General features: G+C 60.9%; 15 protein-coding genes, 1 other RNA gene and 1 pseudogene. 7 read left to right on the top strand and 10 right to left on the bottom strand.

Annotation, left to right across the window (positions count from 1 at the left end; translation table 11 throughout):
* Positions 1-47: 47 nt before the first annotated feature.
* Both ffs and FXO12_RS26800 read right to left on the bottom strand, forming a co-directional pair.
* Positions 48-144: signal recognition particle sRNA small type (gene ffs / locus FXO12_RS26805), an RNA gene on the bottom strand.
* Between the two features lie 98 nt (positions 145-242).
* The gene (locus FXO12_RS26800; RefSeq protein ID WP_057976240.1) at positions 243-1409 is read right to left on the bottom strand and encodes a putative zinc-binding metallopeptidase; all 1167 of its coding nucleotides are present in this window, start codon (positions 1407-1409) and stop codon (positions 243-245) included.
* A 77-nt stretch (positions 1410-1486) separates the two neighbouring features.
* Between FXO12_RS26800 and FXO12_RS29240 the strand changes: the two are divergent.
* Positions 1487-1576: pseudogene (locus FXO12_RS29240) on the top strand (outer membrane lipoprotein carrier protein LolA); the annotation flags it as partial.
* A 120-nt stretch (positions 1577-1696) separates the two neighbouring features.
* On the opposite strand, the gene ligA reads toward FXO12_RS29240, so the two are convergent.
* From ligA to FXO12_RS26780, 4 genes are all read right to left on the bottom strand, one after another.
* Positions 1697-4063 carry an NAD-dependent DNA ligase LigA gene (ligA, locus tag FXO12_RS26795; RefSeq protein WP_034128382.1) on the bottom strand — a complete coding sequence of 789 codons (2367 nt, stop codon included), beginning with the start codon at positions 4061-4063 and terminating at the stop codon, positions 1697-1699.
* Positions 4064-4150: 87 nt separating this feature from the next.
* Complete coding sequence (zipA, locus tag FXO12_RS26790; RefSeq protein ID WP_054898611.1) at positions 4151-5014, bottom strand: cell division protein ZipA; 864 nt, start codon at positions 5012-5014, stop codon at positions 4151-4153.
* A gap of 259 nt (positions 5015-5273) precedes the next feature.
* On the bottom strand, positions 5274-8762 hold the full coding sequence (gene smc / locus FXO12_RS26785) for a chromosome segregation protein SMC (protein WP_057976243.1): 3489 nt from the start codon (positions 8760-8762) through the stop codon (positions 5274-5276).
* A 2-nt stretch (positions 8763-8764) separates the two neighbouring features.
* Complete coding sequence (locus FXO12_RS26780; protein ID WP_034128379.1) at positions 8765-9424, bottom strand: GntR family transcriptional regulator; 660 nt, start codon at positions 9422-9424, stop codon at positions 8765-8767.
* A 280-nt stretch (positions 9425-9704) separates the two neighbouring features.
* Between FXO12_RS26780 and xdhA the strand changes: the two genes are divergently transcribed.
* From xdhA to guaD, 4 genes are all read left to right on the top strand, one after another.
* A complete protein-coding gene (xdhA, locus tag FXO12_RS26775; protein WP_057976245.1) occupies positions 9705-11153 on the top strand; it encodes a xanthine dehydrogenase small subunit in 1449 nt (482 codons plus the stop codon).
* Complete coding sequence (gene xdhB / locus FXO12_RS26770) at positions 11146-13572, top strand: xanthine dehydrogenase molybdopterin binding subunit (RefSeq protein ID WP_057976246.1); 2427 nt, start codon at positions 11146-11148, stop codon at positions 13570-13572. Before xdhA ends, xdhB begins: the two co-directional genes overlap by 8 nt.
* 65 nt (positions 13573-13637) lie before the next feature.
* Positions 13638-14477 (top strand): xanthine dehydrogenase accessory protein XdhC, encoded by an 840-nt coding sequence (gene xdhC / locus FXO12_RS26765; protein WP_057976248.1) that lies wholly within the window; start codon positions 13638-13640, stop codon positions 14475-14477.
* A 12-nt stretch (positions 14478-14489) separates the two neighbouring features.
* Entirely contained in the window at positions 14490-15794 is a 1305-nt protein-coding gene (gene guaD, locus FXO12_RS26760) for a guanine deaminase (RefSeq protein WP_057976250.1), read from the top strand.
* Between the two features lie 148 nt (positions 15795-15942).
* Here guaD and FXO12_RS26755 read toward each other — a convergent pair whose 3' ends face one another.
* On the bottom strand, positions 15943-16707 hold the full coding sequence (locus tag FXO12_RS26755) for a GntR family transcriptional regulator (RefSeq protein ID WP_160049778.1): 765 nt from the start codon (positions 16705-16707) through the stop codon (positions 15943-15945).
* Between the two features lie 339 nt (positions 16708-17046).
* On the opposite strand from FXO12_RS26755, the gene FXO12_RS26750 reads away from it, so the two are divergent.
* Positions 17047-18237: a benzoate/H(+) symporter BenE family transporter gene (locus FXO12_RS26750; protein ID WP_057976252.1), complete on the top strand. Its 1191-nt coding sequence runs from the start codon at positions 17047-17049 to the stop codon at positions 18235-18237.
* Positions 18238-18274: 37 nt separating this feature from the next.
* Here FXO12_RS26750 and FXO12_RS26745 read toward each other — a convergent pair whose 3' ends face one another.
* The gene (locus FXO12_RS26745) at positions 18275-18619 is read right to left on the bottom strand and encodes a YggL family protein (protein WP_003193255.1); all 345 of its coding nucleotides are present in this window, start codon (positions 18617-18619) and stop codon (positions 18275-18277) included.
* A 236-nt stretch (positions 18620-18855) separates the two neighbouring features.
* Between FXO12_RS26745 and dacB the strand changes: the two genes are divergently transcribed.
* Positions 18856-20316 (top strand): D-alanyl-D-alanine carboxypeptidase/D-alanyl-D-alanine-endopeptidase, encoded by a 1461-nt coding sequence (gene dacB / locus FXO12_RS26740; protein WP_054921721.1) that lies wholly within the window; start codon positions 18856-18858, stop codon positions 20314-20316.
* A 120-nt stretch (positions 20317-20436) separates the two neighbouring features.
* Here the strand turns inward: dacB and FXO12_RS26735 are convergent, their stop codons facing one another.
* Both FXO12_RS26735 and rlmKL read right to left on the bottom strand, forming a co-directional pair.
* Complete coding sequence (locus FXO12_RS26735) at positions 20437-22821, bottom strand: GGDEF domain-containing protein (RefSeq protein ID WP_057976254.1); 2385 nt, start codon at positions 22819-22821, stop codon at positions 20437-20439.
* Between the two features lie 224 nt (positions 22822-23045).
* Positions 23046-25310, bottom strand: coding sequence for a bifunctional 23S rRNA (guanine(2069)-N(7))-methyltransferase RlmK/23S rRNA (guanine(2445)-N(2))-methyltransferase RlmL (rlmKL, locus tag FXO12_RS26730; RefSeq protein WP_034128371.1), 2265 nt, complete (start codon positions 25308-25310; stop codon positions 23046-23048).
* Between the last annotated feature and the right edge of the window lie 397 nt (positions 25311-25707).

Genomic DNA, 25707 nt, shown 5'->3' with positions numbered 1-25707 from the left:
AACTTGAGTTTTAGAAGGGACTGCAGGAGGGAGCGTTATGGAGGCAACCCCACCAGCCACACCCCGGCACACAATGTTCCCGCTGTGGCTGCTGCCTTCCGGCTCTGACCAGGTTCACGGGTAATCGTTGCGGAGGGACCGATGGGGTCACCATAACGACGCTGCCTCTCGGCAAGCCGCGCCATTGTACCCATCTCATCGGAAGTTACAACCGTTGGTTCCGGATTAAAAAATGAGAAGGCTCAAGCACTTGCCATAACCCCATCGGCCCTGCCGCCCTCTTCCTGGATGACCAGGTGAATAAAGTGCAGCTTGGCAATCACCGCGGGCGGCAGCACGAAGGGGTAGAAATCCGGCTGGCCCATGGCGCGGGACAGTTCGTTGAGCATGCCGGCCAGTTCGATCCAGGCATTGACGAAGCAGAGGAATGCCGGGCCGCCAGGGTGTTGAGGGTCGTAGAGCGTGGTCAGGGGGAATGGCTGGTAATCCAGGTCCATCTCGCGGGCGCTCATACCAAAGCCCAGGGCCGTGTCCACGGCGTCCATCATGTGCAGGTAGTGAGCCCAGGTTTCGGCCCAGTCTTCCCAGGGGTGCATGGTGGCGTAGGCGCTCACGCAGGTGAGTTGCCAATCCGGGCGCGGGCCGTTCTGGTAGTGCCGGTCGAGGGCCTCGGCATAACTGGCGCGTTCGTCGCCGAACAGGTTGCGAAAAGGTGTGAGCCAGTGACTGTTGGCGATCAGGCGATCCCAGTAGTAATGGCCGACTTCATGGCGAAAATGGCCAAGCAAGGTCCGGTATGGCTCGCGCATCTGTACACGGACTTTTTCGCGGTGGGCGTCGTCGGCTTCCTTGATGTCCAGGGTGATCAGCCCATTGGCGTGGCCGGTGGTGGGCGCGTTGCCTTCCTGGTCGATACCGATGAAGTCGAAGGCCAGGCCAGCCTCTTCGTCAACGCTTTTGGGCACCACTTGCAGGCCTAGACTGATCAGTTGCGCCACCAAGCGGCGCTTGGCGGTTTCAACCTTGCGCCAGCGTTCGGGGTTTTCCGGAACCGAGAGATCAGGAATGGTGCGGTTCAGGCTACAGGCCACGCACAACGGCGCGGTGCTGTGGGCAGGAATCAGCCAGTTGCAGGCGGCGGGTGAATCGAGGTTTGCACAGCGCCGGAATGCGCCGGCATCGAGATTATCGTCCGCCAGCCAAGTACCGACCGCCGGCCCAGGTTGCAAGGACGACAGGCGGCTTTGCTGCGGCTGGTAACCCAATGCCGCCTGGCAGGCCAGGCACTGGCTGTTGCGAAAGAACAGCGACTGGCCACACCGGCATTGCCACACCTTGCTGTTGCGCGAGGTTTCGGCCATGAACGGAGCGGCGATGCGCGTGCTGAGTTGCTCGAAGTAGCGGAACATGGCGATCTCTCCCTGGGTGACAGAGACTAGATCATTTCTCGCTCGGGATCGTTCAACTGCTCCCTGTAGGAGCGAGCTTGCTCGCGAAGATCGTTAACGATAACGCGGGCTGCCTGGTTCACAGCGGCGTCCTCCGGTTCTTCGCGAGCAAGCTCGCTCCTACAGTGTTGAGAGATCGTTCCCACGCTCCGCGTGGGAATGCCGCCTTGGACGCTCTGCGTCTGCGCGAAGGCCGTGACGCGGAGTGTCACAGGATGCGTTCCCACGCGGAGCGTGGGGACGATCAATCAGACGGTGATGTTGTGCTTGGCCAGGAAGGCGACGAAGGCCTCTTCGTCCAGTACTTTCAGGCCCAGCTCATTGGCCTTGGCCAGTTTCGAGCCAGCGCCCGGTCCCGCCACCACACAGTGGGTTTTCGCCGAAACGGAACCGGCCACCTTGGCCCCCAGGCTTTCGAGCTTGTCCTTGGCCACATCGCGGCTCATCAGCTCCAGGGAGCCCGTGAGTACCCAGGTGTGCCCGGCTTCGGGCAAGCCTTCAACGACCTTTTTCTCGCTCTGCCAATGCATACCAAAGTCCTTGAGCTGCTGCTCGATGGCCAAGGCATGGCTGGCGTTGTCGGCATTATCGAAAAAGTCCCGCACAGCCTTGGCTTGCTTCTCGGGCAGCGCCTGGCGCATATCGAGCCAGTCAGCCTTGATGACGCCTTCCAGCGAACCGAACTTGTCCGCGAGTTTCTGCGCAGCACCTGGACCCACCGACGGAACGTGCAGCTTGTCGAGCAAACCGCCCAAGGTGGTGCTGGCGGCGAATTCCGCGCTGAGTTCGCCCTGCTCCTGCAATTGCAAACCGCATTCGTCCGGTGACAATAGCGCGCCAATCACCTGCTGGTTGTGCCCGTCTTCAAAGAAGCTATGGATCTCATGGGCCACTTCCAGACCTACATCCGGCAAGTACGTCAGCACCTCTGGCAACGCCTTTTGAACGCGCTCCAGGGACGCCAGCGAGCGCGCCAGGACCTTGGCCGTCTCCTCGCCCACATCGGGAATGCCCAAGGCGTAGATAAAGCGTGCCAGGGTCGGGGTCTTGCTGTTTTCGATGGCGCTGATCAGCTTCTTGCTGGAGATATCGGCAAAGCCTTCCAGGTCGATGATCTGTTCATATTTGAGTTTGTAGAGATCGGCCGGCGAACCGATGAGCTGTTCATCCACCAGTTGCTCGATGGTCTTGTCGCCCAGGCCGTCGATGTCCATGGCCCGGCGCGAGACGAAATGAATGATTGCCTGCTTGAGTTGCGCACCGCAGGCCAGGCGCCCGACGCAACGGTACACCGCGCCTTCGCTGACGGTTTCCTTGCCCTTGCTACGCTTGACCAGTTGCGTGCGCTCCACATGGGAACCGCACACCGGGCAATTCTGCGGGATCTGCACGGCGCGGGCGTTTTCCGGGCGGCGCTCGGTGACCACCGAGACCACCTGCGGAATCACATCACCGGCGCGGCGGATGATCACGGTGTCGCCAATCATCAGCCCCAAGCGTGCCACTTCGTCCATGTTATGCAGGGTGGCATTGGACACGGTCACGCCGGCCACCTTGACCGGCTTGAGGCGCGCCACCGGCGTGACCGCACCGGTACGACCGACCTGGAACTCCACGTCGAGCAGCTCAGTGAGTTCTTCCATGGCCGGGAATTTGTGCGCGATCGCCCAGCGCGGCTCGCGGGCACGGAAGCCCAGTTCACGCTGGTAGGCAATGCTGTTGACCTTGAACACCACGCCGTCGATTTCATAGCCCAGCGCATTGCGGCGCTCGCCGATGTCGCGGTAGTAGTCCAGACATTCCTGGATACCCTTGGCCAGCTTCAATTCGTGGCTGATCGGCATACCCCACTTCTGCAACTGCTTGAGGTTGCCGATATGGGTGTCGCTGATATCCGCGGTCACCTGGCCGATGCCATAGCAGCAGAATTCCAGCGGGCGACTGGCGGTGATCTTCGAATCCAGTTGGCGCAGGCTGCCCGCCGCGGCGTTGCGCGGGTTGGCGAAGGTCTTGCCGCCCACTTCCAGTTGCGAGGCGTTCAACCGCTCGAAACCGGCCTTGGACATGAACACTTCACCGCGCACTTCCAGGGTGGCTGGCCAGCCAGTGCCGTGCAGTTTCAGGGGGATATTGCGCACGGTGCGCACATTGACGCTGATGTCCTCGCCGGTGGTGCCGTCGCCCCGGGTGGCACCGCGCACCAGCTCGCCATCCTGGTACAGCAGGCTGACCGCCAGGCCATCCAGCTTCGGCTCGCAGCTGTATTCCACCGCCGCGCCAGCGCCAAATAGATCGCCCACCGGCAGATCAAGGCCCTCGGTGACCCGGCGATCAAACTCCAGCATGGTGGTTTCATCGAAGGCGTTGCCCAGGCTGAGCATCGGGATCTCGTGCTTGACCTGGGTGAACGCCGACAATGCCGCACTGCCGACCCGCTGCGTCGGTGAGTCACGCGTCACCAGTTCCGGGTGCTCGGCCTCCAGGGCCTTGAGCTCGTGGAACAGGCGGTCGTATTCGGCGTCCGGAATGCTCGGCTCGTCGAGGACGTGGTAGCGATAGTTGTGCTGATCCAGCTCAGCGCGCAGTTCGAGGATGCGGGTTTGGGCGGCGGTCATGGGTGTTCTCTCATAAAGCAAAAGAGCAGCCGAAGCTGCTCAATATGTTAGTGCACGGATTCTACAGACAACGCTTAAGATCGATCCTCAGCGTTTCTGTGTCAGGGCGCGACGCTCGAACTCGACGATGCGCTGACGGTAGTGTTCGATGGTCTGGGCGGTGAGCACGCTGCGCTGGTCGTCCTTGAGCTCGCCGTTGAGCTCCTGGGACAGCTTGCGGGCAGCGGCCACCATCACGTCGAACGCTTGTTTGGGGTGACGCGGGCCTGGCAGGCCAAGGAAGAAACTCACCGCCGGGGTGCTGAACAGGTCGATATCGTCCAGATCGAACGTGCCCGGCTTGACCGCGTTGGCCATGGAGAACAGCACTTCGCCGTTACCGGCCATGCTTTCGTGACGATGGAAGATATCCATCTCGCCAAAACGCAGGCCGCTTTCGAGAATGTTCTGCAACAGCGCAGGGCCCTTGAAGCCACCGGCATCGCGGCAGATCACGCTGATGACCAGGACTTCTTCGGCAGCCGGCTGATCGTTGACCGATTGGCGCGCCGCACTCTTGGCGGACGTCTCGTCCGGGAAATCGTCATCGCGGCTGCTGAAGCTCGGGCCATCATCGACGTCGAGGTTCAGGTCGCCCTGGTGCGGCTCGGCAACCGCCGCGCTACCGCGCTTGCCACGCTTGGACGACGGCTCGCGGGCTTCACGCAGCGGGGCGCTCATCGACGGCAGGTCGTGCTCGTCCAGTTGCGGCTCTTTATGGGTATCCAGCACACGGGGCGGCCCCAGCAGCTCGGCGGCGCCGTCGTCATCAGGCAAGTTGGACAGGTTTCGGTCCAGCCGGAACTTGAGCTTGCCCTTGCCACCGCGCATGCGGCGCCAGCCATCAAAAAGAATACCGGCAATGACAATAATGCCGATGACGATCAGCCACTCGCGCAGACCGATTTCCATGTAATCCCGTGCCTCTAATAAAAAATGCTGAAAAATAAGGGGTTTAGCACCGTGCAAACCGCTTTAAAACGTGGCGCCAACTCTATGTTCTGACTGACGTTTTGCCCACGCACACGAAAAATTGACATTAAACTAGCACGACCAAAGATAACTTTACACCGTCTGTCAAAATGCCTTGAACAAATATGTCCATTTGCCACTTTCCCCAGACCGGTAAATCGCCCTACAGCGTGCTGTAAATTCTCTCTCCCGGCGTGGCTCAGGATTCCACCATCGCCATCGCCTCTTCCACATCCACCGCTACCAATCGCGAACATCCAGGCTCATGCATCGTCACCCCCATCAACTGGTCGGCCATTTCCATGGCGATCTTGTTGTGGGTGATATAGATGAACTGCACGGTCTGGGACATCTCTTTGACCAACCGAGCGTAGCGTCCAACGTTAGCGTCATCCAGCGGCGCGTCAACTTCGTCGAGCATGCAGAACGGCGCCGGGTTCAACTTGAAGATGGCAAATACCAGGGCCAATGCGGTCAGGGCTTTTTCGCCGCCAGACAATAAATGGATGGTGCTGTTCTTCTTGCCCGGAGGCCGCGCCATGATCGTTACCCCTGTATCGAGTAGATCTTCGCCCGTCAGTTCCAAGTAGGCGCTGCCACCACCGAAAACTTTTGGGAATAACGCCTGTAAACCGCCATTAATCTGATCAAAGGTATCTTTGAAGCGGTTGCGGGTTTCCTTGTCGATCTTGCGGATCACGTTTTCCAGGGTGTCCAGGGCTTCAACCAGATCGGCGTCCTGGGCATCCAGATAACGTTTACGCTCGGACTGCTGCTGGTACTCATCGATAGCGGCGAGGTTGATCGCGCCCAGGCGTTGAATACGTGCGGCAATCCGTTCAAGTTCTTCTTCGGCGTCTTTCTCGTTGGCCTGGGCGGTCAGGGTGTTGAGCACGCCGTGCAGGTCATAGCCGTCTTCCAGCAATTGGTCTTGCAAGGTCTTGCGGCGCACGGTGAGGGCTTGCCATTCCATACGCTGTTGTTCGAGCTGGCCGCGGATCAACTGCGATTGCTGCTCGGCCATGGTGCGACGCTTTTCGGCGTCGCGCAGTTCACGGTCGGCGTCTTCCAGGGCGATCTGGGCGGTCTTGAGTTCGACATCGACGGTCATGCGCTTGTCGAGCAATTCCTCAAGCTTGAGGCGCAGCTCTTCCAGCGGCACCTCGCCCTCCTCCAGGTTGAGGCTCAGTTGCTCGCGCTTTTCGGTCAGGCGTTCGGACTGCATCTCCAGGCGCTCAAGGGCCTGGCGCGTGGAATCATGCTGGGCGCGCAACGAGCCCAGGCGTACGGCCAACTGATGGGCGTGGTCCTTGTGCTGCCGGGCTTCCTGGCGCACGCGGTCAAGGCGCTCGCGCAGGCTGTCGCGCTGGGCCAGCAGCAACTCGCGCTGTTCGGTGTCCAGGGCCATGCTGTCGAGGGCTTCCTGCAAGTGCAGGCGCGCTTCACCGATCTGTTCATGTTCCAGGGCGCGCTGTTCGCCCATCTCGGCCACTTCTTCGTCAAGACGGGTGCGGCGCAGGGTCAATTGCTCGACCTTGGCTCTGCTCGCGGAAAGTTGGGCTTTCAACTCGCCTTGCTGGCGCGCTTCGTCCTGCAACAGCCGACGCAGGTGTTCGCGGCCGGTTTCCTGCTGGCGCTGGGTAGCGCGCAGGGTTTGCAGTTCGGTTTCCAGGCTTTCCAGTGTGGCTTCGCGTTCTTCACGCTCGGCGCTCAGGTTGACGATTTCCTGGCCACGGGCCAATACGCCACTTTCCGCCTCACTGGCGCGGCGCACGCGCAGGAAGTGGCGGCCGACCCAATAACCATCGCGGCTGATCAAGCTTTCGCCGGTCGCCAATTGGCCGCGTTGGGCCAAGGCTTGCTCAAGGGTCTCCACGGGCCTGACCTGGCCCAGCCATGGCGACAGATCCATCGCCGCCTCGACCTTGTCCAGCAAGCTGCCCGGCACCCGTGCACCCTCGGGCGCCGGGCTGAGCAGGCGCAAATCGCCCTGGGCAAACCCGACCAGGTCGAAACCCGCAAAATCATCCACCAGCACCGCTTGCAGATCGGCACCCAACACGGTTTCCACCGCCAGTTCCCAGCCGGCTTCGACTTTCAAGCCTTCAGCCAGGCGCTGGCGCTCGGCCAAATGCTGGTCGCGCAGCCATTCGGCGGTGCCGGTGCCTGGGTCGAGCGCGGCCTGCTGCAAGGCTTCCAACGAAGCCAACCGACCATTGAGCCGCTGCAAGTCGCCCTGGGCTTGCTGCTGCGCCTGGGTCGCGGTGTGCAATTGCTGGCGCAGTTGCTCCAGGCGCTCCACTTGCTGTTCTTCGCTGGCCTCCAGCTCTTCCAGGGTCATTTCGCTTTCGGCCAGCTGTTCGCTCAGCGCCATGATCGCCGCGTCTTCCGGATCGGCAGCGAGCAATACGCGCTCCTCCTGCAACCGACGCTGGCGCTCGGCCAGACGTTCCATGCTGGTTTCCAACTGCTGGATGCGCGACTGCTGCACCTCGGCCTGGCGGCGTGGCTCGGCGGATCGCAGGTTGAAGGCGTCCCACTGTTCCTGCCAGCCGTGCATGGTGGCTTCGGATTCTTCCAGGGCGGCGGCGGCTTCTTCGGCGGCGGCGCTGGTGATTTCCTGCTCGGGGGTGAGCATGTCCAGCTCTTCGCCCAGGGTCAGCAGCAAGGTACGGTCATGGCCCAGGTGCGACTCGGTCTCCAGGCGTGCGCGCTCGGCTTCCTTCAAGTCATCCTGCAACTGGCGCAAACGCTGCTGGCCGTGCTGGATACTCTGCTCGACCCGGGCAATGTCACCGCCGACCGAATAGAAGCGGCCTTGCACCAGATTGAAGCGTTCGGACAACTCATGGTGACCGTCACGCAGGCGCTCAATGCTGGCGTCGGCATTACGCTGCTCGGCCACCAATGCTTCAAAACTGACTTCCTGGGTGCCAATAATCGCTTCGCGCTGGCCCACCTGGTCATTCAATGCTTGCCAGCGCAGGGCCGACAATTGCGCCTTGAGCTGGCGCTCTTCACCCTTGTATTCCTGATACTTCTCGGCGGCCTGGGCCTGGCGGTGCAGGCGTTCGAGCTGGCGCTCCAGCTCTTCGCGCAGGTCGGTCAGCCGGGCGAGGTTTTCGTGGGTGCGGCGGATACGGTTTTCAGTCTCGCGGCGGCGCTCCTTGTATTTGGAGATGCCAGCCGCTTCTTCGATAAAGTTGCGCAGGTCTTCGGGCTTGGCTTCGATCAGCTTGGAGATCATGCCCTGCTCGATGATCGAGTAGCTGCGCGGGCCCAGGCCAGTGCCAAGGAAGATATCGGTGATATCGCGACGGCGACACTTGGTGCCGTTGAGGAAGTAACTGTTCTGGCTGTCGCGGGTGACTTTACGACGGATGGAAATTTCCGCGTAGGCTGCGTATTCGCCGATCAGGGTGCCGTCGGAATTATCGAATACCAGTTCGATACTGGCCTGGCTCACCGGCTTGCGGCTGGTGGAGCCGTTGAAGATGACGTCGGTCATCGACTCGCCGCGCAGGTTTTTCGCCGAGCTCTCGCCCATCACCCAGCGCACGGCGTCGATGATGTTCGACTTGCCGCAGCCATTGGGCCCCACCACCGCCGCCATGTTGCTGGGGAAGTTGACGGTGGTCGGGTCGACAAAGGATTTGAACCCCGCCAACTTGATGCACTTGAGCCGCACGCTTAGGCGTCCGCCAAGGCTGCGATGACCAGCGAACTGCTGCGCTGGCAATAGGCTGTGAGCACCAGGCGAATCTGCACCAGGTCACGGGCCAGTACTGCGGCGAGCAATTGCTCGAACAGCGCCAGGAACTCGCTCATGGACGCCTTGCGCTGATCCAGCGCCAGGTAATAGGCGCGGTTCATCGCCGGTTGCAGGTTTTCGACGGTTTCCTGCAAATACGGGTTGTTGGCGAAGGGGTACGCAGCGCGCATCACATTGAAGCTTTCTTCGACGAAAGCGCGGATGTCCTCACGCTCCAGGCTCAATTGAAGGCGTTGCTGGATCTGCAGAAACGGCGCCATGTCGGCCTGGGTCTGCCAGCCTTCGGCAACCGCATTGCCGAGCAGGATGTACATCTCGCCCATCAACGTACACAGGCTCTGCACCTTGTGCGCGGTGAGTTCGGTGACGTGGGCGCCACGGCGCGGCAGGATCGCAATCAGATGGCGGCGCTCAAGGATCAGCAAAGCTTCGCGCACGGAACCACGGCTGACGTTGAGCGCCAGCGTGACTTTCTGTTCCTGGATTCGCTCCCCAGGCATGAGATCGCCGCGAATGATACGTTCGGCGAGGTGGTGAGCAATTTGCTCGGCGAGACTGTCCGGCGCCTTGAACGTCATGTTTTCCCTTCGAAATCTGCTATCGGTACAAGCGCGGCAGTGTAGCGCATTGGCCCGCTGATGGCGCTACGCCAACCTTGGCGAATTTGGCACGAAATAAGCAACGTTGAAAGCCTGTAAGCCGCCAAAAACGCCGGTTCCAGAAGACTGAACCATAATTGAAAGTGTTGTGATCGTATTTTCTTGACCCTTAGGTCAGAAAACCATTGACCGAAAAGTCAGACATGACTAGATTCGGCGCAAAGCGGTTAACAACAATAATGAGTCTGCGAGGCCTTCCGTGATCCAGTTTTTACTTAACCAGGAACTCCGTAGCGAGCACGCCCTGGACCCCAACCTGACCGTGCTCAACTATCTGCGCGAGCATGTGGGCAAATCCGGTACCAAGGAAGGCTGCGCCAGCGGCGACTGTGGCGCGTGCACCGTGGTGGTCGGCGAGTTGCGCACCGACGAGCAAGGTGTCGAGCAGATTCGTTATCGCAGCCTCAATTCCTGCCTGACGTTCGTGTCGTCACTGCACGGCAAACAACTGATCAGCGTCGAAGACCTCAAGCACCAGGGCCAACTGCACAGCGTGCAACAGGCCATGGTCGAGTGCCACGGTTCGCAGTGCGGCTTTTGTACCCCAGGTTTCGTGATGTCGCTGTTTGCCCTGCAAAAGAACAGCGATGCCCCCGACAGCCAGAAAGCCCATGAAGCCCTGGCCGGCAACCTGTGTCGTTGCACCGGTTATCGCCCGATCCTCGCCGCCGCCGAACAGGCCTGCTGCAACAAGCCCCAGGATCAATTCGACAGCCGCCAGGCTGAAACCATCGCCCGCCTCAAAGCCATCGCGCCGACGCAAACCGGTGAACTCAACAGCGGTGACAAGCGCTGCCTGGTGCCACTGACCGTCGCCGACCTGGCCGACCTCTATGACGCCTACCCGCAAGCCCGCCTGCTGGCCGGCGGCACTGACCTGGCGCTGGAGGTCACCCAGTTCCACCGCACCCTGCCGGTGATGATCTACGTCGGCAACATTGAAGCCATGAAGCGCATCGAGCAGTTCGACGACCGCCTGGAAATCGGCGCGGCCACCGCCCTCTCCGACTGCTACGCCGCGCTGCACCACGAATACCCGGACTTCGGCGAACTGCTGCAGCGCTTCGCCTCCCTGCAAATCCGCAACCAGGGCACCCTGGGCGGCAATATTGGCAACGCTTCGCCCATTGGTGATTCGCCGCCGCTGCTGATTGCCCTGGGCGCACAGATCGTGCTGTGCAAAGGCAACACCCGCCGCACCCTGGCGCTGGAAGACTACTTCATCGACTACCGCGTCACCGCCCGCCAGGACAGCGAGTTCATCGAGACCATCATCGTGCCCAAGGGCCACACGCTGTTCCGGGCCTACAAAGTGTCCAAGCGCCTGGACGACGATATTTCCGCGGTGTGCGCAGCGTTCAACCTGAACATCGACAACGGTGTGATCAGCGCGGCTCGCGTTGCCTTCGGAGGCATGGCCGCCACGCCAAAACGCGCAAAAAATTGCGAGGCCGCGTTGGTGGGCGCCATCTGGAACTTGGCCACGGTCGAGAAAGCCTGCGCCGCCCTGGCACAGGACTTCACCCCACTCTCGGACTTCCGCGCCAGCAAGGAATATCGCCTGCTCAGCGCGCAAAACCTGCTGCGCAAATACTTCATCGAACTGCAAACGCCGCACATCGAGACTCGGGTGACCGCTTATGTCTAACCATCACGCCGTGGTAAAAACCGAGGCTGAACTTGCCGCACTCTTTGCCCAGGACCTCACCACCGGGGTAGGTCGCAGCGTCAAGCATGACAGCGCCGCCAAGCACGTCAGCGGTGAAGCGCAGTACATCGACGACCGCCTGGAATTTCCCAACCAGTTGCACCTGTATGCGCGCATGTCCGACCGCGCCCATGCCCGGATCATCAGCATCGACACCGCGCCCTGCTACGCCTTCGACGGCGTACGCATTGCCATCACCCATGAAGACGTACCGGGACTGAAAGACATTGGCCCGTTGATGCCCGGCGACCCGCTGCTGGCCATCGACACCGTGCAGTTCGTGGGCCAGGTGGTACTGGCCGTGGCCGCCCGCGACCTGGAGACCGCCCGCAAGGCGGCGATGGCGGCGGTGATCGAATATGAAGACCTGGAACCGGTACTGGATGTGGTCGAGGCGTTTCGCAACAAGCACTTCGTGCTCGACAGCCACACCCACCAGCGCGGCGATTCGGCCACTGCGCTGGCGAGTGCCAAGCACCGTATCCAGGGCACCTTGCATATCGGTGGCCAGGAACACTTTTATCTGGAAACCCAGATCTCTTCGGTGATGCCCACCGAAGACGGAGGCATGATCGTCTACTGTTCCACGCAAAACCCCACCGAAGTGCAGAAGCTGGTGGCCGAAGTGCTGGATGTGTCGATGAACAAGATCGTGGTCGACATGCGCCGCATGGGCGGTGGCTTTGGCGGCAAGGAAACCCAGGCCGCCAGCCCGGCATGCCTGTGCGCCGTGGTGGCACGCCTCACTGGCCAGCCGACCAAGATGCGCCTGCCACGGGTCGAAGACATGCTGATGACCGGCAAGCGCCACCCCTTCTATATCGAATACGACGTGGGGTTTGACGACAACGGCCGACTGCACGGCATCAACCTGGAGCTGGCGGGTAACTGCGGTTGTTCGCCGGACCTGTCCAACTCGATTGTCGACCGCGCCATGTTCCACGCCGACAACTCATATTACCTGGGCGACGCCACGGTCAATGGCCATCGCTGCAAGACCAACACGGCCTCCAACACGGCCTATCGCGGCTTCGGCGGCCCCCAAGGCATGGTCGCCATCGAAGAGGTAATGGACGCCATCGCGCGCCATCTGGGCCAAGACCCGCTGGCGGTGCGCAAGGCCAACTACTACGGCAAGACCGAGCGCAACGTCACCCACTACTACCAGACCGTCGAGCACAACATGCTCGAAGAAATGACCGCCGAACTGGAAGCCAGCAGCCAATATGCCGAGCGCCGCGAAGCAATCCGCCTGTACAACGCCCACAGCCCGATCCTGAAAAAAGGCCTGGCGCTGACCCCGGTGAAATTCGGTATTTCGTTCACCGCCAGCTTCCTCAACCAGGCCGGCGCGCTGATCCATATCTACACTGATGGCAGCATCCACCTGAACCACGGCGGCACCGAGATGGGCCAGGGCTTGAATACCAAGGTCGCGCAAGTCGTGGCCGAGGTATTCCAGGTAGAAATCGACCGCGTCCAGATCACCGCCACCAACACCGACAAGGTACCCAACACCTCGCCCACCGCTGCCTCCAGCGGCGCCGACCTGAACGGCAAGGCCGCGCAGAATGCGGCCGAAACCATCAAGCAGCGCCTGGTGGAGTTTGCGGCGCGCAAGTACGACGTAAGCGAGGCGGACGTGGAGTTTCGCAACGGCCATGTGCGCGTGCGCGAGCAGATCCTGAGCTTCGAGGCGTTGATCCAGCAGGCGTATTTCGCCCAGGTATCGCTCTCCAGCACAGGTTTCTACAAAACCCCGAAAATTTTCTACGACCGCAGCCAGTCACGCGGGCGACCGTTCTACTACTACGCCTTCGGGGCGGCTTGCTGCGAAGTGATCGTCGACACTCTGACCGGTGAATACAAGATGCTACGCACCGACATCCTGCATGACGTCGGCGCTTCGCTGAACCCGGCCATCGACATCGGCCAGGTGGAAGGCGGCTTCATCCAGGGCATGGGCTGGCTGACCATGGAAGAGCTGGTGTGGAACAACAAGGGCAAGCTGATGACCAACGGCCCGGCGAGCTACAAGATCCCGGCAGTGGCCGACATGCCGCTGGACTTGCGGGTGAGGCTGGTAGAGAACCGCAAGAACCCGGAGGACACGGTGTTCCATTCCAAGGCCGTGGGCGAGCCGCCGTTCATGCTCGGGATTGCTTCGTGGTGTGCAATCAAGGATGCGGTGGCGAGCTTGGCTGACTATCGCCAGCAGCCCAGGATCGATGCGCCGGCCACGCCCGAGCGGGTGTTGTGGGGGTGTGAACAGATGCGGCAGTTGCGGGCGCTAAAGGCTGTTGATCGTTCCCACGCTCCGCGTGGGAATGCCGCCCTGGACGCTGTGCGTCCGCTCTAGTGACGCTGAGCGTCACGGTATGCATTCCCACGCGGAGCGTGGGAACGATCTGACTGGAGGTAGACATGGACAACTGGATCAGCGCCCTCGCCACCCTGCAAAACCAGGGCGAACCCTGCGTGCTCGTCACCATCATCGAAGAACTCGGCTCAACCCCGCGCAACGCCGGTTCCAAGATGGTCATCAGCGCCGCGCACACCTTCGACACCATCGGCGGCGGGCACCTGGAATACAAGGCGATGCAGATCGCCCGGGACATGCTGGTGCGCGGCCAGCAGAACACCCATCTGGAGCGCTTCAGCCTCGGCGCCAGCCTGGGCCAGTGCTGCGGCGGCGTGACCGTGCTGCTGTTCGAACCCATGGACCAGGCGCAAGCGCACATCGCCGTGTTTGGCGCCGGCCACGTCGGCCGTGCGTTGGTACCATTGCTGGCGAGTCTGCCCTGCCGGGTGCGCTGGATCGATTCCCGCGAGCAGGAATTCCCGCAGCACATCCCCGAAGGCGTGCGTAAAATTGTCAGCGAAGAGCCGGTCGACGAAATTGCCGACCTGCCTGCAGGCAGCTACTGCATCGTCATGACCCACAACCACGCGCTGGACCTGGAACTGACCGCCGCCCTGCTCAAGCGCAACGACTTCGCCTACTTCGGCCTGATCGGCTCGAAAACCAAGCGGGTCAAATTCGAACACCGCCTGCGTGATCGCGGCTTTGACGCCGCGCAGTTGCAACGCATGCGTTGCCCCATGGGCCTCCCCGAGGTCAAGGGCAAGCTTCCGGTGGAGATCGCCATCTCCATCGCCGGCGAAATCATCGCCACCTATAACGCCAATTTCGGCCAGCATCTTGCCGGCGCCGAACCTATTGCCAAACTGCTGCCGGCTTCGCGCCGCAGCCACGCTATCTGAATTGAGACGATCATGCCTTTGACTCGCAAAGCCTACCGTGCCGCCATCCTGCACAGCATCGCCGACCCTGCCATCATGGGGATCGAAGCCTCCTATGAATATTTCGAGGACGGCCTGCTGGTGATCGACAACGGCCAGATCAGCGCCCTTGGCCACGCCAGCGACCTGCTGCCGAGCCTGCCCGCTGATATCGACATCACCCATTACAAAGACGCGCTGATCACCCCTGGCTTGATCGACACCCATATCCACCTGCCGCAGACCGGTATGGTCGGCGCCTATGGCGAGCAGTTGCTGGACTGGCTCAACACCTACACCTTCCCCTGTGAAAGCCAGTTTGCCGACAAGGCTCACGCCGAAGAAGTCGCCGACATCTTCATCAAGGAACTGCTGCGCAACGGCACCACCACAGCGCTGGTGTTCGGCAGCGTGCACCCGCAATCGGTGAATGCATTCTTTGAAGCGGCCGAGAAACTCGACCTGCGCATGATCGCCGGCAAGGTGATGATGGACCGCAACGCGCCGGACTACCTCACCGACACCGCCGAATCCGGCTACCAGGAAAGCAAGGCGCTGATCGAACGCTGGCACGGCAAGGGGCGCCTGCATTACGCGGTGACGCCACGCTTCGCCCCTACGAGCACGCCGGAGCAACTGACGCTGGCCGGTCAGCTGCTGGGCGAGTACCCGGATTTGTACATGCAGACCCACATCAGCGAGAACAAGCAGGAAATCGAGTGGGTCAATGAGCTGTTCCCGGAGCGCAACGGCTACCTGGATGTCTACGACCATTACAAGCTGCTCGGCGAGCGCTCGGTGTTTGCCCACGGCGTACACCTGTGCGACGACGAATGCGCACGGCTGGCAGAGACTGGTTCGGCGGTGGCGTTCTGCCCGACTTCGAACTTCTTCCTCGGTAGTGGGTTGTTCAACCTGCCGATGGCCGAGAAACACAACTTGAACGTGGGCCTGGGCACCGACGTGGGCGGCGGCACCAGCTTCTCGCTGCTGCAAACCCTCAACGAAGCGTACAAGGTCATGCAGCTGCAAGGTGCGCGCTTGAGCCCGTTCAAGTCGCTGTACCTGGCAACCCTGGGCGGCGCACGGGCGTTGCGCCTGGAAGACAAGATCGGCACGTTGCAGCCGGGTACCGATGCAGACTTCCTGGTATTGGATTACAACGCCACGCCGCTGCTGAGCTATCGCCTGAAACAGGCCAATAACATTGCCGAGACGTTGTTTGTGCTGATGACGTTGGGGGATGACCGGACGGTGCTGCAGACCTATGCAGCCGGGCAGCTGGTGCACCAGCGCTGATTCAAGCTACACAACCAAAGTGGGAGCTGGCTTGTGTGGGAGCTGGCTTGCCTGCGATAGCATCACCGCGGTGTAACTGATACACCGCGGCGCCTGCATCGCGGGCAAGCCCGGCTCCCATACAAGCCTGCTCCCACATTTGATTGGTTTACAACTTTACAGACGAGCGCCCAGGTTTTTTAGTCTGTAAAAGATGCGAAAACACCGCATGCAAATCATCCGACGCACTCTCTTCATCGAGGTTGAGCTTGCTGTCGATGTGATCCATGTGATGCATCATCAAGTTCACCGCCAACGTCGCATCCCGGGCTTCGATCGCGTCGATCAACTGGGTGTGCTCATCGTAGGAACAGTGCGAGCGGTTGCCGCTTTCGTACTGGGCGATGATCAATGACGTCTGGGACACCAGGCTGCGCTGGAAGCTGATCAGCGGCGCGTTCTTCGCGGCTTCGGCCAGCTTCAAGTGGAACTCGCCAGAGAGACGGATACCGGCGCCACGGTCACCGCGCGAGAAGCTGTCTCGCTCGTCGTTGACCATCTGGCGCAACTCGGCCAACTGCTCGGCCGTGGCGTGCTGCACCGCCAATTCTGTGATCGCCCGCTCCACCAGGCGCCGGGCCATGAACACCTGGCGTGCTTCTTCAACGCTTGGGCTGGCAACCACCGCACCGCGATTGGGCCGCAGCAGTACCACGCTTTCATGGGCCAGGCGCGACAGCGCGCGGCGAATGATGGTGCGGCTCACGCCGAAGATCTCGCCCAGTGCCTCTTCACTCAATTTGGTTCCGGGCGCCAGGCGTTGTTCAAGGATCGCCTCGAAGATATGCGCATAGACGATATCGTCCTGGGTTCCGCTGCGACCGGCCTTGCCGGCTCGCGGTTGTTTCATGAGAGGTTGCAACTGTTCGTTCATGAGCACTCGGGTTTGAGAACGGCGAATTAACGGTAATACGGCAACAGCGTGTCGCTGGCAAGTATCACCTAAAAACAGCGCACATTGTACACAACCCACTGCGCCAACACACTGTACGGCTGTTTGCGGCCTCGGCTGTATTGCAATGACTCGTTACGTTTGAGTTTAGGCTTGATTCCACGATTTCCCATGAACGACATCCCACTGTAGGAGCGAGCTTGCTCGCGAAGAACCCAAGGGCGCCGCGTTTAATCTGATTGCCCGCGTTATCGTTGGCGATTTTCGCGAGCAAGCTCGCTCCTACAGCGTGCGGAGTCAGGTAAAAAGGAACACCTCTCCATGACCGACGCCACCCAAGCGCCCTTGCGCCCGCTGGCCGACACCTCTGCGTCAGCCGTCGTCGCCGGCTTTATCGCCATGATGACCGGCTATACCAGCTCCCTGGTGCTGATGTTCCAGGCCGGCCAGGCCGCCGGCTTGACCACCGCGCAGATTTCTTCGTGGATCTGGGCGATTTCCATCGGCATGGCGGTGTGCAGCATCGGCCTGTCCCTGCGCTATCGCACACCGATCACCATCGCCTGGTCTACCCCTGGGGCGGCGCTGCTGATCACAAGCCTGGGTGGGGTGAGCTATGGCGAGGCGATCGGTGCCTACATCACCTGTGCGGTACTGGTGACGCTCTGCGGGTTGACCGGCAGCTTTGAGAAGCTGGTCAAGCGGATTCCGGCGTCATTGGCGGCGGCGCTGTTGGCCGGGATTCTGTTCAAGATCGGCAGCGAAATTTTTGTCGCCGCCCAGCATCGTACCGGGCTGGTGCTGGGGATGTTCTTCACCTACCTGATCATCAAGCGCCTGTCGCCGCGTTATGCCGTGCTGGCCGCCTTGCTCATCGGCACCGCCTTGTCAGGACTGATGGGGCTGCTGGATTTCAGCGGCTTTCATCTGGAGGTGGCGACGCCTGTGTGGACCACGCCGCATTTCTCGCTGGCGGCGACCATCAGCATCGGCATCCCGCTGTTCGTGGTGGCCATGACCTCGCAGAACATGCCCGGCGTAGCCGTGCTGCGGGCCGATGGCTACACCGTGCCGGCTTCGCCGTTGATCACCATCACCGGCCTGGCGTCACTGGTGCTGGCACCGTTCGGCTCCCACGGCATCAACCTGGCGGCGATCAGCGCCGCGATCTGCACCGGGCCGCACGCCCATGAAGACCGCAACAAGCGCTACACCGCTGCGGTGTGGTGTGGGGTGTTCTATGGGATTGCCGGGGTATTCGGCGCCACGCTGGCAGCACTGTTCGCAGCCCTGCCCAAGGAACTGGTGCTGTCGATTGCGGCGTTGGCGTTGTTTGGCTCGATCATCAATGGCTTGAGCATCGCCATGAATGAGCCGAAGGAACGGGAAGCGGCGCTGATTACCTTTATGGTCACGGCGTCAGGCTTGACGTTGTTTTCCATCGGTTCGGCGTTCTGGGGGATTGTGGCGGGGGTGTTGACGCTGCTGATTCTGAATTGGCGCAAGGCATAAAAAAACGGCGACCCTCAGGTCGCCGTTTTTTTCAGTATCACTTAGCCGCGTTGATCGGCTTTTCCGGATACCACACGTCCAGCAACGGGCTGACTTCAGCCTTGGTCAGCTCGGAACGGGTTTTCAGCCAGGCTTCGACCGCAGCACGCTGCTCTTCGGAGACCGAGCCACGCTTTTGCAGGCAAACCAGACCGTAGTCATCGCCGCCGACATAGCCCAGGCCATTGGCTTCCATGGCTTCTTTGATGAATGCTTCGAGGAAAGCGTCGATAGCTTCTTCACTCAGGCCTTCGTTGAAGTCCAGGTTCAGTTCGAAACCCAGCTCTTGAAATTCATCAACGCACAGTTTTTTGCGCAGACGCTGGGAACGGTTAGTCGCCATTGGAACAATCCTCATAAGTATTAACGGGCGGCACTTTAGCAGTTTAAGGCGGCAATTGCCCGACTCTCTGGGACCGACGGGCAAATGCGCGCAAAAAAACCGCAATTAGCGGCTATCGTTCAGCTACAAGCAGCGCCAGCTTGGGGCATAATGCCGACACTTTCGTGACCAATGAGGGATTTTCTTCCGTACCCCTCGCCTTTTTCACCCTCCTCAGCAGTAGGGTTTTATTTCTTATGATCAAATCTTTGCGTTCAGTGTTACTTGCCAGTGTTGTCTTGCCCCTGGCCTTTTCCGTTTCCGCTGCTCCCGTCAATAACACCCTGCCACCCAGCGTTGCGCAGGCCTTGCAGAAGGCCAAGCTGCAAAATACCGCGCTGTCCCTGGTGATGCTGCCCCTGAACGGCCCTGGTACCCCTACGGTTTTCAACGCGGACGTCTCGGTGAACCCGGCTTCCACCATGAAGCTGGTCACCACTTACGCGGCCCTGGAAATGCTCGGCCCCAACCATCAGTGGAAGACCGAGTTCTACACCGATGGCGCCCTCAGCGGCGGCGTATTGCGTGGCAACCTGTACCTCAAGGGCGGCGGCGATCCCAAGCTGAACATGGAAAAGCTCTGGCTGCTGATGCGCGACCTGCGCGCCAATGGCGTGCAGCAAGTCACCGGCGACCTGGTGCTGGACCGTAACTTCTTCAACCAGCCGCAATTACCCGAGTTCAACGACGACGGCAACGATGAGAACAAGCCGTTTCTGGTCAAGCCCGACGCCTTGCTGGTCAACCTAAAGGCCCTGCGCTTCGTGACCCGCAATGATTCGGGGCGGGTGATCGTATCGGTCGAGCCGCCGATTGCCAGCATTCGCATCGACAACCAGGTGAAAGTCACCAACGCCAAGCAGTGCACCGGTGACGTGCGCTACAGCCCGGTGACCGCCGCCGACGGCAGCGTGACCGTGACCGTCAGCGGCCAACTGGGTGATGGCTGCAGCTCGCAGACTTACCTGTCGCTGCTCGACCACGCCACCTACACAGCAGGCGCCGTGCGGGCGATCTGGAAGGAGTTGGGCGGTACCATCCAGGGCCGTGATATCCAGGCACCGGTGCCCAAGGATGCCAAGGTGCTGGCGCGCGCCTTCTCGCCGGACCTGGCGGAAATCATCCGCGACATCAACAAGTACAGTAACAACACCATGGCCCAGCAGTTATTCCTGAGCCTGGGTGCGCAGTTTCGCAACGATGCCGATGGCGACGATGCCAAGGCCGCGCAACGCGTCGTGCGCCAGTGGCTGGCCAAGAAAGGCATCACCGCGCCGCACCTGGTGATGGAAAACGGCTCCGGCCTGTCCCGCGCCGAACGGGTCAGCGCCCGCGAAATGGCGGCGATGCTGCAAGCGGCTTGGAAAAGTCCTTATGCGGCGGAGTACATCAGCTCGATGCCGATCGCCGGCACCGACGGCACCATGCGTAAACGCCTGAAAACCACAGCCCTGCGCGGCGAAGCCCATGTGAAGACCGGCACCTTGAACACCGTTCGCGCCATCGCCGGCTACAGCCGCGACAACAATGGCAATACCTGGGCGGTGGTGGCGATTCTCAACGACTCCAAGCCTTGGGGAGCCTCGTCGGTGTTGGATCAGGTGCTGCTAGACCTGTATCGCCAGCCGAAGGCCGTTGCGGCCGCGCCGGTCCTCTAAGCACCCCTCTGATCGTTCCCACGCTCTGCGTGGGAATGCTTTTTTGGACGCTCTGCGTCCGCGCTCAAGGCGTGACGCGGAGCGTCTTAGGATGGATTCCCACGCGGAGCGTGGGAACGATCATTCAAGCATCAGGGCTTCCTCGACCCGATCCCTGCCCGCCTGCTTGGCCACATACACCGCCGAATCAGCGCGCAGCAGCAACCCATCGATGCCTTCGTCAACCCGCCAACTGGCCACGCCGAAGCTGGCGGTGACCACTCCCACCGGTTCCATCGCCGCATCGCGTAACGACTGCCACAACTGTATCGCCAGGCTGTAGGCCTGAGCGCTATCGGTGTTGGGGCACAGCACCACGAACTCTTCCCCGCCGATCCGGCAAAACACATCGGTGCGGCGCAAGCGTTGGCCGATACGCTTGCACAACTCCTGCAACACGCTGTCGCCCACGGCATGGCCGTGCTGATCGTTGATGCGCTTGAAGTGGTCGATATCGAGCATGATCAACGACAGCGCGCCAGATATACGGTTGAGCCGAAGCATTTCGCCCTTGAGACGATCCTGGAAATAGCGCCGGTTATAGATCCCTGTCAGGGAGTCGGTGATGGACAGCGCGCGCAGTTCTTCCTCGACCCGTTTGAGATCAGAAATATCCGATACATAACCGTGCCAAAGCGTACCGCCTCCCGGCAACTCTTCCGGCGTCGCTTCGCCGCGAATCCAGCGCAGGCCTCGCTGGGGTAATTGCACGCGGTACTCTTCTCGCCAATGGCTCATTTGCAACGCAGAAAGGCGTATCGACGCACGCACTCGCTCCAGATCCAAAGGGTGAATGCGCTCCAGGACCGTGCGCGCATCCTTCTGCAGCATGCCCAGCTCGATTTCATAGATATCGCGCATGCCTTCGCTGGCATAGATGAAACGCCCGTTGTCCTGGGGCTCCAGGGTGAACTGGAAGATGCCACCAGGCACATGGGCGCTGAGTTTTTTCAGCAGGCGGTCGCGGACGGCAAGGGCCTCATAGGCGCGCTTTTGCTCGGTGACATCCAGGTAAATCGCCAGGTGCCCGACCCATAGGCCATGGTCATCCAAGAGCACGGTCGGCAACATGTTGACCGTCAACTGGCTGCCATCCTTGCGCACCAGCGTCCACTCACGTCCTTCATGTTGACTGTCCGGGCTCTCCACCAGCATCGCCTGACTCGCTGGAATGCGCTTGCCCAGCGCCCTGCTCAACGCCTCGGCGCGGGCGTCGAGTTCCACGGCCACATGCAGACGGTCCAAGGTCATATGCCCAAGCACCTCCTCGGCCTTGAAGCCCAACATCTGTTCGGCACCGGCATTGAAGGTGTTGATCACACCGCGCAGGTCAGTGGCAATGATCGCCACTTGAGTCGCCGCATTCAACACGCTGCGCAGTTGCCCATGGGCGCCACGCAACTCCTGCTCACGGGCACGCAATTGAACGGTGCGTTGCTCCACCAGTTTCAGTGCGCGCTGGCGCTGGCTGACCAACATGTAAAGCAGCGCACTGAGCAAGGCGCTGAGCAACACGCCCATCGCCAGAATGGCGTGCATCGAAGAATGGTTGGCCCTGTCGAACACTTCGCTGGCGCTCAGGCTAAGAGCGTAGACATGATCGCCCAGGGAGAGGCGGCGTGCAGCCGTCAAGCCACTGCTGCCCAACGCGTTACTGGACGCATATAACACCCGTTGCTGGGTGTCGGAGGTGTCTACGATCTGCATCACCAGGTTGTCACGGTTGGGCCTGGGCAACCCCTCGGCCACCAGCTGGCGCATGCTGATCACCGCCATCACAAAACCATAAGGCTCGGCCCCCGCGACTTTGCTCACGGGCGCCACCAATAACACGCCTGCCGCATAAGCGGGCTCCACCCCCACCAATTGCATGGGCTGTGACACCGCCAACTGGCCGCTTTGTTGTGCACGCTCCAGCGCTGCACGGCGCAGGGGCTGCGCCAGCAAATCAAAGCCCAGCGGCGAGCCCAGCAAACTCTGCGTCTGGCTGTACAGCACCGGTACGTATTCATCGCGCTCGGCCGCTGGCGCCAATTCACCGGAGGTATTCAGTTCGCGGATACTGAAGGGAATGCCACGCTGGCGAGAAATGTCCTGTTCAAACAGGCTGCGCTGCGTGCGAAATATCCGTGGTGCCCAGGCATAAGCACGGGCATGCAACAACAGCGGTTTGGCGAAACCGTCGAACTCGTTGCGGGACACCTCGCCGGAATTGACGAAGAAACGCTGCAGGCTGCCCAGGCGTTGTTCCTGGTCTTCAAAACGTTCCTGGATGCGGCTGTAGCGCTCGTTGACCAGCAACTGGAACCGCTGGCGCACCTGTTGCTGATACAGGTCGGACGCCGCCCACGCGACGACCACCGTCAGCGCGCTACCAACCACTAACACCACCAATGCCACCAGCCAAGCCGATGCCTGCTCACTGATAAAACCAAGGATTTTCGGGCGAACGACTTGCATCGGCATAGGCAACACTCACAGCGCCAGTGTGCGGGGGTGTCACTTTGGCTAGGGCTTAAGTTATAGCCATCGGTCATGGGTTTGACCAGCGCAAAACCGTCAACTGGCTTATTGTGGCGAGGGAGCTTGCTCCCGCTCGGGTGCGAAGCGCCCGCAAGTTTCCGGGGCCGCTGCGCAGCCCAGCGGGAGCAAGCTCCCTCGCCACAGAAGCTCGCTCCTATAGGGGGAAATCAGCGTGCGGTGATTTTCCAGGCGCGGTGGATCTTGGCATTGCGCGCAAAATCCGGGTCGATGGTCTTGTCGCTGATCTCCTCGACCGCATAGCGTTCGCTGAGGTTGTCTTCCAGCTGGAACTTGCGGAAGTTGTTGGAGAAGTACAGCACGCCACCCGGCGCCAGGCGCGCCATGGCCAGGTCGAGCAACTGCACATGGTCACGCTGCACGTCGAAGATGCCTTCCATGCGCTTGGAGTTGGAGAAGGTCGGCGGGTCGATGAAAATCATGTCGAATTCATCGCGGCTCGCTTCCAGCCACGCCATCACGTCACCCTGTTCCAGGCGGTTCTTGTCGGAGAAGCCGTTGAGGGAGAAATTGCGACGCGCCCAGTCCAGGTAGGTCTTGGACAGGTCGACGCTGGTGGTGCTGCGCGCGCCGCCCTTGGCAGCATGCACACTGGCTGTGGCGGTGTAGCAATACAGATTGAGGAAGCGCTTGCCCGCCGCTTCCTTCTGGATGCGCATGCGCATTGGGCGATGGTCGAGGAACAGGCCGGTGTCCAGGTAATCAGTGAGGTTGACCAGCAACTTAACGCCGCCTTCACTGACCTCGGTGAATTTACCTTGGGCACTCTGACGCTCGTATTGCTTGGTGCCGCTCTGACGCTCACGACGCTTGACCACCACACGGCTCTTGTCGACGTTCAGTGCCTGGGGAATTGCCGCCAGGGCATCGAACATGCGGGCCGAGGCTTTTTCCGGGTCGATGGATTTAGGCGCGGCGTATTCCTGTACGTGCACCCAATCGTGGTACAGGTCGATGGCCATGGAGTATTCAGGCATGTCGGCGTCATACACACGGTAGCAATCCACCCCTTCGCGCTTGGCCCATTTGCCCAACAGCTTGAGGTTCTTCTGCAGGCGGTTGGCGAACATCTGCCCGCCTTCGCTCAAGCGCGCCTGTTCCACCACGGGGGCCGGGGCGGGCTTGATCGGGTTGCCGTTCTTGTTGTACTGACGCTCTGCCGGCTCGCTCGGGGCCTGGTCGTAGGCCGCTTGCTCACGTTCGGCCTGACGCTGTTCAGGAGTGCGGCGCTCGCCCGTGACGAACTGATCCGGGTTGACCTTGATCAGCAGCAACTTGCACGGCAATGCGCCGTTCCAGAACGAATACTGTTTGTGGCTACGGATACCCATGCGCTTGCCCAGGTCCGGCGCGCCGGTAAACACCGCCGCTTCCCAGCCCATGCAGGCCTGGCGCAGGCGCTCGCCGAGGTTCTGGTAGAGGTACAACAGGCTGGCTTCATCACCCAGGCGCTCGCCGTAAGGTGGGTTGCAGATGACCAGGCCTTTCTGGTTCTGGTCCGGGCGCGGCTCGAAAGTACCGACTTCGCCTTGGTACACCTTGATCCAATGGCTCAGCCCGGCGCGCTCGATGTTATTGCGAGCAGGCTGGATCAAGCGTGGGTCGGCTTCATAGCCACGCACCCACAACGGAGGCTTGTTCATGCCGATAGCGGCGCGCTCAGTGGCTTCTGCGTGCAGTTTTTTCCACAGCGCCGGGACGTGGCCCAGCCAGGTGGTGAACCCCCACAGTTCACGATTGAGGTTGGGGGCCATGTCGGCGGCGATCATCGCGCCCTCGACCAGAAAGGTACCCACACCGCACATCGGGTCTGTCAGCGCGCCGCCTTCGGCCGCAATACGCGGCCAGCCGGCGCGGATCAGGATCGCCGCCGCCAGGTTTTCCTTCAGCGGTGCCGCACCCTGCTGCAGGCGGTAGCCGCGCTGGTGCAGGCTGTGGCCGGAAAGATCCAGGGACAGGATGGCTTCGCCACGGTCCAGGCGCAGGTGAATGCGCAGGTCAGGGTTGATCTTGTCGATGGACGGACGTTCGCCGGTCGGGGTGCGCAGTTTGTCGACGATCGCATCCTTGACCTTCAGGGCGCCGAAGTGGGTGTTGTCGATGCCCGAGCCGTGCCCGCTGAACTCCACCGCGAGGGTACCGTCGGGGACCATGTGGTCAGCCCATTCGATGTCCAGCACGCCGTGGTAAAGATCCTCGGCGTCCTTCATCGGGAAGCGCTTGAGCACCAGCAACACACGGTTGGCCAGGCGCGACCAGAGGCACAGGCGGTAGGCGGTTTCCATGTCGGCCATGCCGCGCACGGCCGAGGTGTGCTCGCGGGCTTCCTCAAGGCCAAGCCCGACGGCTTCCTCGATCAGCAGGCCTTCGAGGCCCTTGGGGCAGGTGAGGAAGAGTTCAAAACGGTCCGACATGGGGCATTCCAGGCTTTTCAGCAATAAGTGAACAGGCGACGCATCGCCGGTTCGGTTTTCAATCAAGCACTTTTCTCGAAGAGTGCTCGCGTGGCACGAATGTGCCGTTCCACCCCGTCTGACGGGCCCTTGAGCCTTTATTGGCGAGGCAGAAGAAGAATGTTGTGCAATAAAAAGAAATATTCCGACCCTTCGTCGAATAATAACCGACTGCAACAGGCGGTCATTCTCACCAAGGGATTAAACCTTTCCTCTGTGCAGGGCACATCATAGCTGGCTTTGCCCTATAAAAGGGGCGAATAACCATCCCAGCTTATGGCTATAGCATCGTTATCGTTACGTGCTTATGACAAAACGATCATTGAATACATGTGACCTATTGGTTAGAACTCAACAC

This window comes from Pseudomonas sp. J380 (genome assembly GCF_009827115.1).
GTDB lineage: Bacteria > Pseudomonadota > Gammaproteobacteria > Pseudomonadales > Pseudomonadaceae > Aquipseudomonas > Aquipseudomonas paracarnis.
Note: the sequence above shows the minus strand (reverse complement) of the source record. Positions and strands in the feature narration are given on the sequence as shown.